This window comes from Caballeronia sp. LZ034LL, assembly GCF_031451215.1.
Taxonomy (GTDB): Bacteria; Pseudomonadota; Gammaproteobacteria; order Burkholderiales; family Burkholderiaceae; genus Caballeronia.
Window position 1 is genome coordinate 572,726 of sequence record NZ_JARUXR010000002.1, and the last position, 15,135, is coordinate 587,860.

Consider the following 15,135-nt stretch of genomic DNA (forward strand, 5'->3'; position numbering starts at 1 on the left):
TTCGCAGGTTTCCGATCTCTCACGTCCTTGCACGGACGTGCATCGTGTCCGACCGTTCAATGGCGGGCCGTAGTAGAGGGTGCAGAGCGATTCGGGTTCTTCGTCGCTCCAGCCGCTCAACTCTGCTATTGGCCCGTCGCCTCTCCTGAAGAGGTACGCGGGCCCTCACCACAAGAGGGCGAACCCGTGGGCGTCAGAGGCACCGCATCCATACCCGTATCCACCCGCCCTCCCCCGTCATACGCGCGTACCTGAGTCAGCATCAGGCGACGTGCTTGATCACGATTCACCACGCAAGCAAGCTGCGCGGGCTCATTGCAAACGAGGTCGCCGCGCTTGGCTGACCTGCCCTCGCCTCCCTGAGAGGCGCCGATCCCAGGTCCCGCGTGATCGTTCCGTCGCGCCACGGACTGGCAACAGGCATGCCTCTGATTTTGCGCGTCGCCTCGTGCGAGGCGTTTTTTTCAGATTTATCGACCTACGCCGGGCAATTCGGAGCGCTGACAATACACGTGCTGCTTGCCTGCGTTGCCATGCCTCGCGAGCCGGTTCCGCCGACTCCCTTTCTGCAAGAACATGAATCACGGTCTTTTCAAGCTGGTGTACAACCGTCTGCGGAACATGCACGTCGCTGTCGCTGATTTCGCATGCGCTCACGATAGCGAACCAGCCGTATGGGTCGCAGGCACGCGCAGCGCGGCGCCGCACCTCCTGTTGCGTCCGCTTGTTGCCGCCGCCATGCTGTGCTTCGGAGCGCTTGCTTCAGTCGCACCGACTTGGGCGCAGATCGTCGCGGTCCCGGGCTCTGGTGCGCAGGTCCTACAGACGCAAAACGGCGTCGCACAAGTGAATATCGCGAAGCCTTCGGGTGCCGGTGTGTCGCTCAATCACTACTCGCAATTCGACGTTCAGCGACAAGGCGCGATCCTCAACAACTCGCCCGCCATCACGCAGACGCAGCAGGCCGGATTGATCAACGGCAACGCCAATCTCGCGCCGGGCGGCTCCGCGCGCGTGATCGTCAATCAGGTGATGAGCCCTTCGCCCTCCGCGATTCGAGGGTATGTTGAAGTCGCCGGGCCGCGCGCCGAGGTCGTTGTTGCCAATCCAAACGGTTTGATAGTCGACGGGGGCGGCTTCATCAACACGAGCCGCGCCATTCTGACCACGGGCACGCCGAACTTTGGGCCGAACGGGTCGCTGACGGGTTTCACGGTGAGCGGCGGCGCCCTCGTCGTGCAAGGTGCGGGATTGAACGCCGCCAACATCGATCAGGTCGACCTGCTGGCGCGTGCGATTCAGGTGAACGCGGCCATCTACGCGAACCGGCTCAACGCGATTACCGGCGCGAACGGCATCGATCACGATACGCTCGCCGCGACGCCGATCGCGGGCAACGGCACGGCATCCGCCGTCGCGCTCGACGTGAGCGCGCTCGGTGGCATGTATGCCAATCGCATCTTTCTGGCGTCGAACGAGTATGGCGTCGGCGTCTCGACGCGCGGCGTGCTCGCCGCTCAGGCGGGCGACTTGACGCTCACGTCGAACGGGAAACTCGTGCTCGGGGGGCAGACCAACGCAAGCGGCACGCTCAACATTTCCGCACGCGACGGCATCGACAATCGCGGTACGACTTACGCGCAAGGCGACCTCGTCGCCACGACGGGCGGAGTGCTGGCGAACAGCGGCGTGCTTGCGGCGCAGCGTCAGGCAACGCTGCGCTCGGACAACATCGCTTCGACGGGCACACTTGCGGCTGGCGTCAACGGTGACGGGTCGTTGGCGCAATCGGGTGACCTCGACGTGAGCGCATCGGGCGCCGTGACGATGAAGGGCCGCAATGTTGCCGGCGGCAATGCGGCCCTGAGCGGCAGCGCGCTCGATCTCGGCGGCAGCACCACGTCCGCGCACGGCGCGCTTGTACTAGCGGCGCGCGCGGCCGATGTGAACCTTTCGGGCGCGACGACTACGGCGGGCGGCGGCCTCGAGGTCAGCGCCGCGAATGCGCTGGTCAACGATCAAGGCGTGCTCAGCGCGGCAGATATCCAGTTGAGCGCGGCGTCGCTCTCGAACCGCGGCGGCTCGATCGCCAGCAACGGGCGGGTGGATGTCGCGGCTGGCGCAGTCGTGAACGCGTCGGGCTCCATGGCAGCCCGTGACGGCCTTGCGGTGATGGCGGACGGCATGCTCGATAACGCCGACGGCAAGCTGCTGTCGAACACGGACGTGAATCTGGTCAGCGCTGCGTTGAACAACGACGGCGGCCAGATCGGCGCAGGCACGAGCGAAACGATCCGGACCGGGCGACTGACCAATAGCCGCGGCTCGATCGTCGCGCCGAATCTCATGGTCACGAGTACCAGCACAATCGACAATACCGGCGGCGGGATCGAGGCGAACGCGCTCAATGTGAACGCGACGACACTCATTAATCACGCAGGCCGGATCACGCAATACGGCGCAACGCCGACGGGATTCCATGTCGGCGGCACCTTCGACAATTCCAACGGCGGCACCTTTCAGACCAACAGCACGGATCTGACGCTCGCGCCCGGCGCGTTCATCAACGACGGCGGCTCGATTATCGATGCTGGTACGGGCACGCTGACGATTACGCCCGGCAACGGCGCCGGCTATTTCTCGAACGCCGGCGGCCGGATCATTACAGCGGGCACGCTCACCGCGCAGGCCGCTGGCCTGAACAACGCGAATGGCGTGCTGGCCGCACAAGGCGCGATCTCTGCGCGCTTCGCCGGCGACGTCGACAATACGCAGGGCGCGATTCGCGCGCTCGGGTCGCTGTCGCTCGCCAGCGGCGGCGGCTGGACGAACACGAACGGGCAGATTCAAGCGGGCACAGGCGCAGGCGTTGATCTGAGCACGCTCGACCTTCAGGCGGCGAGCATCGACAATACGGGCGGGCTCGTGAGCAATCTTGGCCAAGGCGATACAGCCGTGCGAGGCGGCAACGGCATCGTCAGCCGCGGCGGCACGATGACCGCCAACGGCCGCATTTCGGTCGACAGTGCCGCGCTCGTCAACACACAAGGCGCGCAGTTGAGCGGCGCGAACTTGACGGTGCGGGCCGACACGGTCGACAACAGCGGCGGCGGGATCGGCAGCGTGGCGGGCTCGAATGGCGACGTGGCGATCACGACCTCCGGCGCGATCACGAACACGAGCGGCCAGATCGGCGCGACCCGTGACCTGACGATCAACGCGGCGACGCTGACGGGCGGCGGCGCCTACAGCGCGGCGCATGACGTGGCCGTGATCGTCCAGGGCGACTTTGCGCCAACCGCTGATTTGCAGTTCAGCACCGGTCACGACCTGGCCTTTACGCTGCCCGGCACGTTCACCAACGGCGTGCTGCTCCAGACCGCGAACAACCTCGACGTCAACGCGGGCGATGTCCGCAACAGCGGCACGATGATGGCGGGCGGCACGCTGACTACGCACTCAAACACACTGACGAATACCGGGGCGATCATCGGCGGCAGTGTTTCGCTCAATGCGAGCGGCGCGCTTCTCAATCTCGGACCGACGGCGCTCATCGGCGCGACCGATGACAAAGGCACGCTCGAACTACTCGCCTCCGACATCGAAAATCGCGACGACATCAGCGCGACCGATACGCAAGCGAGCACCGCGATCTACGGCCTCGGCAAGGTCGTGCTCGCGGGCGGCAGGGACGCGAACGGCGACTATACGAACGCGAACCTGATCCGCAATCAGTCGGCGCTGATCGAGTCGGCGGGCGACATGACGCTCTATGCCGCTCAGGTGACGAACACGCGCACCACGATGACGACGACCGGCCTCAATCAGCCGCTCAACCCCGCCTTGATGGAGCAGCTCGGCATCAGCATGTCGGGCTGCACCGCCTATTACGCCGCCGCTTGCTCCGGTCAAAACGTGCCGTGGGGCGCGCCGCCGGATCCAAACGCCATCGGCGGCGCTTACGTTGAACCGCCGCACGGCGGCCAGTGGAACAGCGGCTATCAGTACACGACCTATACGGGCGTCGCGCTCGCCAACCTGATCGCGTCGATCAGCCCGCAGGCGCAGATCATCGCCGGCGGCAGTCTCGACGCGTCCCATGTGGGCCTGTTGCAGAACTTCTGGAGCGCGGTCGCAGCGGCCGGCGACATCGCGGCGCCGTCAACGCTCGATCAGAACAGTTGGCGCGGACAAAGCGCGCCCGTCGTGCAGGTGACGTACTCGGGCTATTACCACTACAACAACTACGACGACTCGGAGCACAACTGGACGCTACCGTTCGGCGATGCGCCGTTTGTCGGCGGTCGTCCAGGCGGCTACGCGCAAGTCGCGCCCGCCGATATCCGCACCTATGCGCTGCCCGCCTACGAATCGAGTTTCGTCGCAGGCCGCACATTCTCCGGCTCGGGCGTGAGCATCAACAACACCGCCGCCAACGCGGGCTTGCCGTCCATCGGACTTGCTCCGGCTCAGGCGGGTTCAGGCGTCGTGATCGGCGATCTCGGTACGCGGCCCGGCTTGCGGGTGATCGATCCCGTGATCGCGGGCGCGACGTCGCAGAGTGTGTTGCAGAACCTCTCGATTCCGCAGGGCGGTCTGTTCAGTCGCACGAGCGCGCCGGACGCGACGTATCTCATCGCGACCAATCCGGCTTTCACGAACCAGCGGAGCTTCATTTCAAGCGACTACTTTCTGCGGCAGCTCGATCTCGATCCGCAGAAGGTACAGAAACGCCTGGGCGATGGGTTGTACGAGCAACAGCTCGTGCGCAATCAGGTCACGGCGTTGACGGGCCGCGCCGTGCTCGGTCCGTACACCGACACGCAAGCCATGTATGAGGCGCTATTGGCCGCGGGCGCGTCGCTCGCGAAGTCGCTCGATCTGCCGCTCGGCATGAGTCTGTCGCCGGAACAGGTCGCGGCGCTCACGAGCAACGTCGTCATCATGCAGACGGTCATCGTCGACGGTCAGGCCGTGCTCGTGCCCGTCGTGTACCTCGGGAAGGCGAGCCGGCAGAACACGAACGGACCACTGATCGCCGCGACCGATATCGATCTGAAGGACGCACAGACGTTCACGAACAGCGGCACAATGCAAGCGGGCAACACGCTCTCCATTCAGGGCAAGCAGATCGACAACGCTTTCGGCGCGCTGCGTAGCGGCGGCCTGATGTCCCTCACCACGCAAGGCGACGTCGATCTGACATCCGCCACCGTCAACGCGGGCAGCCTGGCACTAAACGCCGGCGGCAATCTTCTCTTCAATACCGCCGTCAATACAATCCACCAGGTCAGCGCGACCGGCGCGACGCGCACCGTGAGCACGCTCGGGCCGCTCGCGACCGTGAACGTTGCAGGCGACGCGGCGATCGTGACCGGCGGCGACGTTCAACAGAACGCCGGCACGCTGGACGTCGGCGGCAATCTCGCCATGCTCGTTGGCGGAAACTATGAGCTTGGCTCGGTGCAGACGGGCGAGAACAAGGTCGTCGAGCGCGCCAATGGCGTGTCGAATACCAACCTCAACCAGACGACCGGCAGCGCGCTGAATGTAGGCGGCGTGACGCAGATCGGCATCGGCGGCGACCTCACCGCGACCGGCGCGTCGCTGGATCTGAACGGCGGCGGCGTGCTCGCGACGAATGGCAATGTCACCCTGCAGGCCGCGCGCGCGACCTCGACCGTCGACAGCAACAGCGCAGGCGCCGACGGTCACGGCGCTTACTCGGAGTCGCTGCACCGCTCCGACAACACGCTCACGAGCACCGTGCTCAACGCGGGCGATTCGCTCGTCGTGGCGTCGGGCAAGGAGATCAACGTCGTCGGAAGCGCAATCAACCTCGACCACGGCACGGCCGCGCTTGCGGCCACCGGCAACGTCAACATTGCGGCTGCGACCGAGACGCACCTCGAGAACACGCAGGAGCAGCACAGCCACAGCAATGCGATCAGCGGAAAGGAGGTCACGAGTTCGCGCGCGAGCACGGCGACGCTTGCACAAGGCAGCATGGTTTCCGCAGACGCGGTGACGATCGCCAGCGGCCGGGACATCAACGTCCAAGGCAGTACGATCGTCGGCACGAACGATGTGGCATTGAGCGCGGCGCATGACCTCAAGATCGGCACGTCGCAGAACACCATGACGTCGTCGAGCAGCTATCAGGAAAAGCGCTCCGGGTTCGGCACTAGCGGCCTGAGCGTGACCTATGGCAGCAACAATCTCGCGACGACCGATCAGGCTTCGAGCGTGACGAACAACGCGAGCACGGTCGGCTCGCTGGCGGGCAATCTCTCGATTCAGGCCGGCAATACACTCCATGTGACCGGAAGTGATCTGATTGCGGCGAAGGACCTCGTCGGCCTGGGCGCGAACGTCACCATCGACGCGGCCAAGGACACGGCGCAGCGTTCGCGGACGGAAACTTCACATACGAGCGGGCTGGCGCTCGGGCTGTCGGGTTCAGTGGGCGATGCAATCAATAACGCCTACACGCAGAGCCACGCAGCAAGTCATTCGGCGAGCGCAGGCAACGACCGCGCGGCGACGCTGCACGCGATCGCGGCCGCGGGGAATGCGGCGATGGCCGTCGCCGGCTCGACCCGTGGCGCGCTGATGCAGAACCCGAGCATTGCCGTTCAATTGAGCGTCGGGTCGAGCAGCAGCCGCAGCGATTCGAGCGAGACGCAGACGATCAATCGCGGTTCGACTGTGAACGCAGGAGGCGCGGCGGCGTTCGTGGCAACCGAGGGAAACCTGAGCATCGCCGGCTCGAACATCAGCGCAAGCGACGTGTTGCTCGCCGCGAAGAATCAAGTGAACGTCGTCAATACGACCGACACGGCGTCGACGCGCAGCTCCAGCAGCAGCAAGAGCGCGAGCGTCGGCGTGTCGGTCGGCACGAACGGCTTCGGCATATCGGCGGCGATGGCGAAGGCGCACGGCGACGCCAACAGCGACGCAGCGATCCAGAACGCGTCGCACGTTACGGGCGCGAATAGCGTTGCGATCGTCTCGGGCGGTGATACGAACGTGATCGGCTCGCAGATCGCCGGAAGACAGATCGCGGCGGACGTCGGCGGCAATCTGAACATCGCGAGCGTGCAGGATACGACCGTCAGCGCGGCGCATCAGAGCAGCACCGGCGGCGGCTTCTCGATCAGTCAGGGCGGCGGCGGCGCGAGCTTCAGCGCACAGAACGGCCATGCGGATGGGAACTATGCGCAGGTCAAGGAACAGGCGGGGCTATATGCGGGCGACGGCGGCTTTGACGTGTCGGTCAAAGGCAATACGGCGCTGACGGGGGCGGTCATCGCGGGGGCGGATGACGCAGCGAAGAACAGTCTGTCCACCGGAACGCTGTCGTTCGCAGACGTCGGCAACCACTCGCACTATTCGGCGAACAGTGTCGGCGGATCGGTGGGCCTGTCGCCGGGTCCGAGCTCCGATAAGGCTGTCGGCACTGCTTCAGTGCCGGGCTCGGGTGGACCGGTGCCGATGATCGGCCAGAATGAGAGCGGCGACCAGAGCTCGGCCACGCGTAGCGCGGTGGGCGCGGGCACGGTCAATATCGCGGACAAAGATCGTCAGACGCAGGACGTGGCGAGCCTGAGCCGCGACACGACGAACACGAACGGGACGGTGGCGAGCACGCCCGACGTGAATGAGATCCTGAACAAGCAGGCCGACACGATGCAGGCCGCACAGGCGGCGGGCCAAGTGGTCGCGCAAGGCATTGGCGCGTACTTCGATATGAAGCACGCGCTGGCCATCGCCGATCACGATCAGGCGACAGCCGATGCAACGGCCGAGGGCGGAAGGGACCGGGTGATCGCGCACGTCATCGGCGGCGGCTTGATTGGCGGATTGGGTGGCGGCGGCATCGACACGGCAGCAGGCGGGGCAGCGGGCGCGGGAGTGGCGGCGGGATTCGCGCCACAGCTGAGCGGAGTCGCCGAGAGCGTGGGAAACGCGACCGGCTCGAAGACGCTTGGAAATTTCGCGGCGAATGTAGTCGCGGGCGCGGGCGGCGCGTTGGCAGGTGGCGAAGCAGGCGCCGTGACCGCCAGTAACGCGGATTTGTACAATCGGCAGTTGAACCAGAAGGAGAAGAAGACGATCGCGGACCAAGCGAACGGAGATGCGGCCGAGGCCAGTCGGTTGACCAAAGCGGCGTGCTATGCGGTGAAATGTTGGGCCGAATACGCGCCGGGCAGTGAGCAATACAACGCCAACTTCGTGAGTCAGCTTGAGGCGTCACAGCTCGGGCCGGAACTCGCATGGGTGAACAATCAGAAGGAGACGGGATTGTTCAATTACACGCCCGGGCAGAAGGTCACGGATATGGTGAGGAGTGATCCGATGGGCGTGGCGAAGGATGTCGTGAAGACTGGACTGGGACTGGTAACCGCGAATGCCGGGGGCTCGCTCTGTGGAAGCGGCGTGGGTTGTGCGGTTGGGGGATGGATGTTCGTCTTCGGCACGAGCGATGCAATCGAAGGCGCGACAAGCCTATCTAACCGCTACGATGGCATATCCGCATCTGGACTAAACCCGTTGCGTTATGGGTTCAACCAAGCGCTACCCGCCGGCTGGGGAGATGTGACATACGATGGAGCCAATCTTGCGACGGCACTTATAGCGCTTCGAGTGCCGGTGGCGTTGAACGTAGGGAAAGCGGACGGACTGAATCGTACAGGATCGATGTTTGACGTGACCGTGCCGAACATTAACAACTTGAAGACGGTTCCGATCATCGGCACTTCGAATATTGCTAATCGAGTATCTCTATGGTCCGGAATTGGAACTAAAGGCGCAACGGTGGTCAATGATGTCCGCCGCACGGGAGAAAAGAATTGAACTGGCGTCGAGCCTACGCGGTATTTCAGATTTGGTTCGTGATTTGTCTGACTTCTGCACTTGGAGCAGGATGCTATACCGTCGTCGTAATCGGAGTGTGCCGAAAGCTAATCGGCCTGAGCGACAACGTCGCAGTGTTCGCGATCGGTCTTCCATTTTTTTTAGTTCTTCTGCTTGTGTTCATAAAGCTTTTGCCAACGTCGTTACGCAAGGCAGGCATGCTGAGCGACGATCCTGAACTCTTCGGACCTTGGTTTGACAACAAATGAACTGGAGACGTCTCTACGCCGTTAGTCAGATACTTGGCACCGTCGGCTGCATCTCGATCGCGGCTGCCGGCCTGTACTCTGTGATCTTGATCGGCATATGTAGAAGGCTTATCGGATTGAGCGAGAACGTTTCTGTATTTGCCATTGGTATCCCGAGCTTCCTGCTTCTGCTAACAGTCTTTGTTCGGTATTTGCCGGCTCACCTTAGCAAGGCTGGCATGCTGAGCGATGACCCGGAGAAATTTGGTCCTTGGTTCAAATGAACTGGAGACGTCTCTACGCGACGGTTCAAATCTGGACAATGGTCTCGCTTGCTTCAACGATTGGTGCTGGCTGTTGGTCCTTCCTCGTTGCGGGTCTATGTCGTCTTGCCTTCGATATGAATGAGAATCTTGCGCTTCTGTCGATAGGGGTGCCGTTGTTTCTTGTGCTCTTCATTTGGTTTGCAAAAACTTCGCCAGTCCATCTCCGCAAAGCTGGGATGCTAAGCGACGACCCTGAAAGCTTCGGACCTTGGTTTAGATGAACTGGAGACGTCTCTACGCCGTTAATCAGATACTTGAAATGGGGAATCCCCATCATCGCAAAATGACGGTATCACCTTCAATAATCGGCCAATTGACGGAGCGCAACTTTTATCGGAACAGTCCTCCGGATACTACACGGAGTATGTAGTTTCTACTTCGGGCGCGAATGGGCAAGGGCCTGAGTGTCTTGTGGCAGGCAAGAACGGGAGGGATGTACTAAACCCCGGACCACTATCAGACATTTTTACCAGTACAAAGGTAAGAAAGCTATGACGATGAAGGAAGCTTTTGTCTTTGTGGACAATGCTTATCATTTTAATGACGAAAACGCTCTCGTAAGTCGGATTGACGGATGTTTGCGGACCCCGAAGGAACTATTCGACGTGCTTTATCAGTCGCTGTCGTTACCAAGTTATTTCGGGTTTAACTGGAATGCGTTCTTCGATTGTTTGAGAGACTTCCATTGGATTAGTCAGGAACGAGTCATCATCGTGCATGAACGGTTGCCTGAACTTGAGTCGTCTGAGATGAGGATTTATCTTGAAGTTCTGCACGATGCAATTCTAGACTGGCAGCCAGGAGAGGAACATTCTGTACAGGCGGTCTTCAACGCATGCGATCGAAATAGAGTTGAAGCGCTAATGGCATAGGCAAAAGACAAAAGTTAACTTCGATCGGTGGCGCATGCGATCAACAACGCGTACTCGGAAGGCAAAACTATCAGCCATTCCACGAGCACGGGTAATTAGCGCGCGGCGACGCTGCACGCGATCGCGGCCGCGGGGAATGCGGCGATGGGCGTCTCCGGTGCGACCGGCGGCGCGCTGATGCAGAACCCGAGCATTGCCGTTCAATTGAGCGTCGGGTCGAGCAGCAGTCGCAGCGATTCGAGCGAGACGCAGATAATCCATCGCGGTTCGTCTGTGAACGCAGGAGGCGCGGCGGCGTTCGCGGCAACCGAGGGAAACCTGAGCATCGCCGGCTCGAACATCAGCGCAAGCGACGTGTTGCTCGCCGCCAAGAATCAAGTGAACGTCGTCAACACGACCGACACGGCGTCGACGCGCAGCTCTAACAGCAGCAAGAGCGCGAGCGTAGGCGTGTCGTTCGGCACGAACGTTTTCGGCATATCGGCGGCGATGGCGAACGCGCACGGCGACGCCAACAGCGACGCGTTGATTCAGAACGCGTCGCACGTTACGGGCGCGAATAGCGTCGCGATCGTCTCGGGCGGCGATACGAACGTCATCGGCTCGCAGATCGCCGGAAGACAGATCGCGGCGGACGTCGGCGGCAATCTGAACATCGCGAGCGTGCAGGATACGACCGTCAGCGCGGCGCATCAGAGCAGCACCGGCGGCGGCTTCTCGATCAGTCAGGGCGGCGGCGGCGCGAGCTTCAGCGCACAGAACGGGCGCGCGGATGGGAACTATGCGCAGGTCAAGGAACAGGCGGGGCTGGTTGCGGGGGACGGCGGCTTTGACGTGTCGGTCAAAGGCAATACGGCGCTCACGGGGGCGGTCATCGCGGGCGCGGAGGACGCGGCGAAGAACAACCTGTTCACCGGCACGCTGACGTTCGCAGACGTCGGCAACCACTCGCACTATTCGGCGAACAGCATCGGCGGATCGGTGGGCCTGTCGCCGGGGACGAGCTCCGACAAGGCTGTCGGCACTGCTTCAGTGCCGGGCTCGGGTGGACCGGTGCCGATGATCGGCCAGAATGAGAGCGGCGACCAGAGCTCGGCCACGCGTAGCGCGGTGGGCGCGGGCACGGTCAATATCGCGGACAAAGATCGTCAGACGCAGGACGTGGCGAGCCTGAGCCGCGACACGATGAACACGAACGGGACCGTGGCGAGCACGCCCGACGTAAACGAGATTCTGAACCAACGGGCCGATACGATGCAGGCCGCGCAGGCGGCGGGGCAAGTGGTGGCGCAGGGAATCGGTGCGTATGCGGATGTGAAGCGCAATATCGCGCAGGCGAACTACGACAAGGAAGGTGCAGCGACTTGGGCTGAAGGTGGCAGCAATCGGGTGGCGCTCCACGTGATCGGTGGTGGTCTGATTGGTGGTCTTGGCGGTGGCAGTATCGGCACGGCAGCGGCGGGTGCGGCGGGCGCGGGCGTGGCGTCGAGGTTCGCCCCAGATCTAAACCGTCTGGCCGATGGGGTCGGAGATGCGACTGGCTCGATGACGATTGGCAATGCAGCGGCGAACGTGCTGGCGGGCCTTGGTGGTGCAATAGTCGGCGGTGGTGCGGGCGCGGCCACGGCGGCAAGTGCGGATCTTTACAATCGAAGCACAGGCAACGCTGACGGCCAGGGCAGCACGGCCAATTCTGCGTTCGGTAGAGGCAAGCGGCCAGGAGACATTGTTGCGCAGGCTTGTCCGGGGACGGTTCAGTGCAGCCCAGCCATGCTGAATGCTGCGATTCAGGCGCAGGGTGATCTGGGTCAGCAGGCGTCGGGGGCAATAGCGCCGAATTACGCGACTGTCGGTGCTTCGTCGTTATCGGGCAGTGTCGGAGGCGCAGTTAATCTTTACGATGGGGCGCGATACGTGTCCGCTGGCGTAACTCAGACATTTCCACCGGGTTCTTGGGCCCCTGGTTTTACAGGTAGCCTTGGCTGGATCTTCGGTGCACGCGATGCAAACTCAACAAATGCGTTCATGAATGGAGATGGTAACCAAGCCTTCATTTCCATCCCCACTCCATGGAAAGTTAATGCCTTCAGTGCGGTCACGCATGCCTACGGAGGATCGACGGCCATCGAGATCGGGGTAACAACGCCGTCGGGATTAACGTTTGGCGTTACTCCATGGGGCCACTCCGTTCCGATAGGAGGCTCTAAGTAATGAGGAGGATTTATGAGAGGACCCACTGACGAGGAGTGGAAGCGCATGAGCCCGGGGGAACGGCGCGCCTACTACATATTTGGCGCGATCGTTCTAACCATCTTGGGAGCGTTGCTGATTGAAAAGCTTCTAAGTTGAGAATCCTGAACAAGCAGGCTGACTCGATGCAGGCGGCGGATCAGTTGGTGGTGCAAGGTGCTGGAGCCTGAGCCGACATGCAGCACGATCAAGCGATCGAAAGCGCGAAACTGGCCTACGCGCGCGGTGATCTTGAATCGATGCAATACCGTCTGGACACGGCCGATTCGTGGTCGGAAGGCGGAATGAACAACCGCACCGCGATGCATGTGATCGGCGGCAGCTTGGTTGGCGGGCTGGGTGTTGGTGGCATCGGCGGGGCAGTAGGCGGTGCTGCTGGCGCAGGCATGTCTCGCACATGGCGGCCCACGCGAAAGATGTTGCGGACGGTATCGCAAGTGCAACGGGTTCCGAACTACTCGGCAAGTTCGCCGGCAACACGCTCAATGGCATCGTCGGCGGGTCGGCAGGCGCGGCTGGTGCGTCAGACATCAATCTGTACAACCAGCAGAACGACAAGAACGAGACGCAGGCGGCGAAGGACCAGAAGGAACTTCGCAAGATTCTGGACCAAGAGCGGGCGGCGCTTGGGCAGAGAAGCATTCAGCAAGCGGACAATGGAGCGGCGACCTTGTGGCCGCCGGTTGGGGCGCTTGGCGGAACACCGAAGATTCCAGTGAATCTGCAACCGTTCTCAAATCCGCCGCAAGCACCGGTTATACCTTCAAGTTGGGAAAGCCGTGACGGTAGATCGCCCGGAAGTACCATCTACTACCCGCCGGGAACAGTCCCGAGCGCGCCGGGAAGTACGTACATTCGCGTAATGCCTCCGGGAACGACGCCCGTGCCCGGCCTGCAAGAAGGTTACTGGATTTCGGTAAGGGACGGCCAACCGATCAATCCCGCCACAGGCGGAACAGGAACGAAGTGGGACACGCATATTCCGCTCCCGCCAAACTCATGGCCGCCGAAACGCTAGAGAGGACATCATGATAGAAGAGAAAGATTTGAATGAGTTGCGCGAAGGCCAGCTTACTGGAGTGACAATTGGTGTTGGTTCGATGGTGCTTACTTTCTCTAACGGCTCGCAAATCCTGATCCAATGCCCGTTCGAGCGAATTAATGGTTCAGACCTGCAACATGGACACGGCGAGCGTCTTGGGAGCTCAACGCTGCTATTCGACGTGCTAAATCATCGAGTTTCCAGTGCTGAATTCGACAGCGAATCGGTTCTAACAATTTCTTTCGATAACGCGCTGCGAATTCGAATCCTGCCGGAAGTCAATGGATTTGAATCATATGTCGTTACGACGAACTTCGGTCAATGCCCTGTGATGGTCTGCTGAATTCTGAACCAGCAGGCCGACACGATTCGAGCAGCAGCCACAGCGATTCGAGTGAGACGCAGACAATCCATCGCGGCTCAACCGTGAACGCGGGCGGCTCGGCGGCATTCGTGGCAACCGAGCGAAACCTGAACATCGCCGGCTCGAGCATCAGCGCAAGCGCCGTGTTGCCCGCCGCCAAGAATCAAGTGAACGTCGTCAACACGACCAATACGGCGTCGACGCGCAAGTCCAGCAGCAGCAAGAGCGCGAGCGTAGGCGTGTCGGTCGGTTCGAACGGCTTGGGCATATCGGCGGCCATGGCGAACGCGCATGGCGACGCCAACAGCGACGCAGTAATTCAGAACGCGTCGCACGTTACGGGTGCGAATAGCGTCGCAATCGTCTCGGGCGGTGAACAGGCGGGGCTCGTTGCGGGCGACGGCGGCTTTGACGTGTCGGTCAAAGGCAATACGGCGCTCACAGGCGCGGTCATCGCCGGGGCGGATGACGCAGCGAAGAACAGTCTGTCCACCGGTTCGCTGACGTTCGCGGACGTCGGCAACCATTCGCACTATTCGGCGAACAGCATCGGCGGATCGGTGGGCCTGTCGCCGGGTCCGGGTTCCGACAAGGCTGTCGGCCCTGCTTCGGTGCCAGGCTCAGGCGTGCCGGTGTCGATGATCGGCCAGCATGGGAGCGGCGACCAGAGCGCGGTGAGCGCGGACACGGTCCATATCGCGGACAAGGATCGACAGACGCAGGACGTGGCGAGCCTGAGCCGCGACATGACGAACACGAACGGGACCGTGGCGAGCACGCCTGACGTGAACGAGATCCTGAACAAGCAAGCCGACACAATGCAGGCGGCGCAGGCGGCGAGTCAAGTGATGGCGCTGAGTATCGGCGCGTATGCCGATATGACGCGCGATAGTGCGCTCGAGGACGCAGAGGCGGCGCAGGCGCTCGGCGACCTTGACGCCGTGCAGGCTCATCTCGATACCGCCGAATCGTGGGATGAAGGTGGGCTGAACATGATTCGCGCACTCGGATGGCCGCGACTAGGTTGAAGAATCTGATCATGGCGCAGTGACGCCGCGCGGCGTCGTGGCTACGCTGGCAAGCAAGCCATGCCGTCTCGAACTGATTTCAGACTTCGCGTGTTCCATACCTAACGCCGCTTCGCTAAAGTAGTTCTCGCGTATCCCACAGGAAGCGC

At 62.1% G+C, this 15,135-nt stretch carries 6 protein-coding genes and 1 pseudogene; all 7 read left to right on the forward strand.

The window, feature by feature from the left end:
- The first annotated feature begins 738 nt into the window (after positions 1 to 738).
- The 7 genes and pseudogenes from QCE83_RS17000 (at position 739) to QCE83_RS17030 (ending at position 14,986) form a co-directional block, all read left to right on the forward strand.
- The gene (locus tag QCE83_RS17000; protein WP_404985216.1) at positions 739 to 8,856 is read left to right on the forward strand and encodes a hemagglutinin repeat-containing protein; all 8,118 of its coding nucleotides are present in this window, start codon (positions 739 to 741) and stop codon (positions 8,854 to 8,856) included.
- Positions 8,857 to 9,921: 1,065 nt separating this feature from the next.
- Positions 9,922 to 10,302: a barstar family protein gene (locus QCE83_RS17005; RefSeq protein WP_309813143.1), complete on the forward strand. Its 381-nt coding sequence runs from the start codon at positions 9,922 to 9,924 to the stop codon at positions 10,300 to 10,302.
- Positions 10,303 to 10,326: 24 nt separating this feature from the next.
- Positions 10,327 to 11,952 (forward strand): annotated as a pseudogene (locus QCE83_RS17010) (hemagglutinin repeat-containing protein); the annotation flags it as partial.
- 120 nt (positions 11,953 to 12,072) lie between these two features.
- Positions 12,073 to 12,513, forward strand: a complete 441-nt coding sequence (locus QCE83_RS17015; RefSeq protein ID WP_309815428.1) for a polymorphic toxin type 22 domain-containing protein — start codon at positions 12,073 to 12,075, stop codon at positions 12,511 to 12,513.
- A gap of 436 nt (positions 12,514 to 12,949) precedes the next feature.
- On the forward strand, positions 12,950 to 13,570 hold the full coding sequence (locus QCE83_RS17020; protein WP_309813146.1) for a hypothetical protein: 621 nt from the start codon (positions 12,950 to 12,952) through the stop codon (positions 13,568 to 13,570).
- 10 nt (positions 13,571 to 13,580) lie between these two features.
- Positions 13,581 to 13,937, forward strand: coding sequence for a hypothetical protein (locus QCE83_RS17025; RefSeq protein ID WP_309813149.1), 357 nt, complete (start codon positions 13,581 to 13,583; stop codon positions 13,935 to 13,937).
- Positions 13,916 to 14,986, forward strand: a complete 1,071-nt coding sequence (locus QCE83_RS17030) for a hemagglutinin repeat-containing protein (protein ID WP_309813152.1) — start codon at positions 13,916 to 13,918, stop codon at positions 14,984 to 14,986. The genes QCE83_RS17025 and QCE83_RS17030 overlap by 22 nt, the downstream gene beginning before the upstream one ends.
- Positions 14,987 to 15,135: the final 149 nt, after the last annotated feature.

Coding starts and splice junctions, on each gene's coding strand:
- QCE83_RS17000 (WP_404985216.1), top strand. CDS start 739: ATGCTGTGCTTCGGAGCGCTTGCTTCAGTCGCACCGACTTGGGCGCAG.
- QCE83_RS17005 (WP_309813143.1), top strand. CDS start 9,922: ATGACGATGAAGGAAGCTTTTGTCTTTGTGGACAATGCTTATCATTTT.
- QCE83_RS17015 (WP_309815428.1), top strand. CDS start 12,073: ATGCTGAATGCTGCGATTCAGGCGCAGGGTGATCTGGGTCAGCAGGCG.
- QCE83_RS17020 (WP_309813146.1), top strand. CDS start 12,950: ATGGCGGCCCACGCGAAAGATGTTGCGGACGGTATCGCAAGTGCAACG.
- QCE83_RS17025 (WP_309813149.1), top strand. CDS start 13,581: ATGATAGAAGAGAAAGATTTGAATGAGTTGCGCGAAGGCCAGCTTACT.
- QCE83_RS17030 (WP_309813152.1), top strand. CDS start 13,916: ATGCCCTGTGATGGTCTGCTGAATTCTGAACCAGCAGGCCGACACGAT.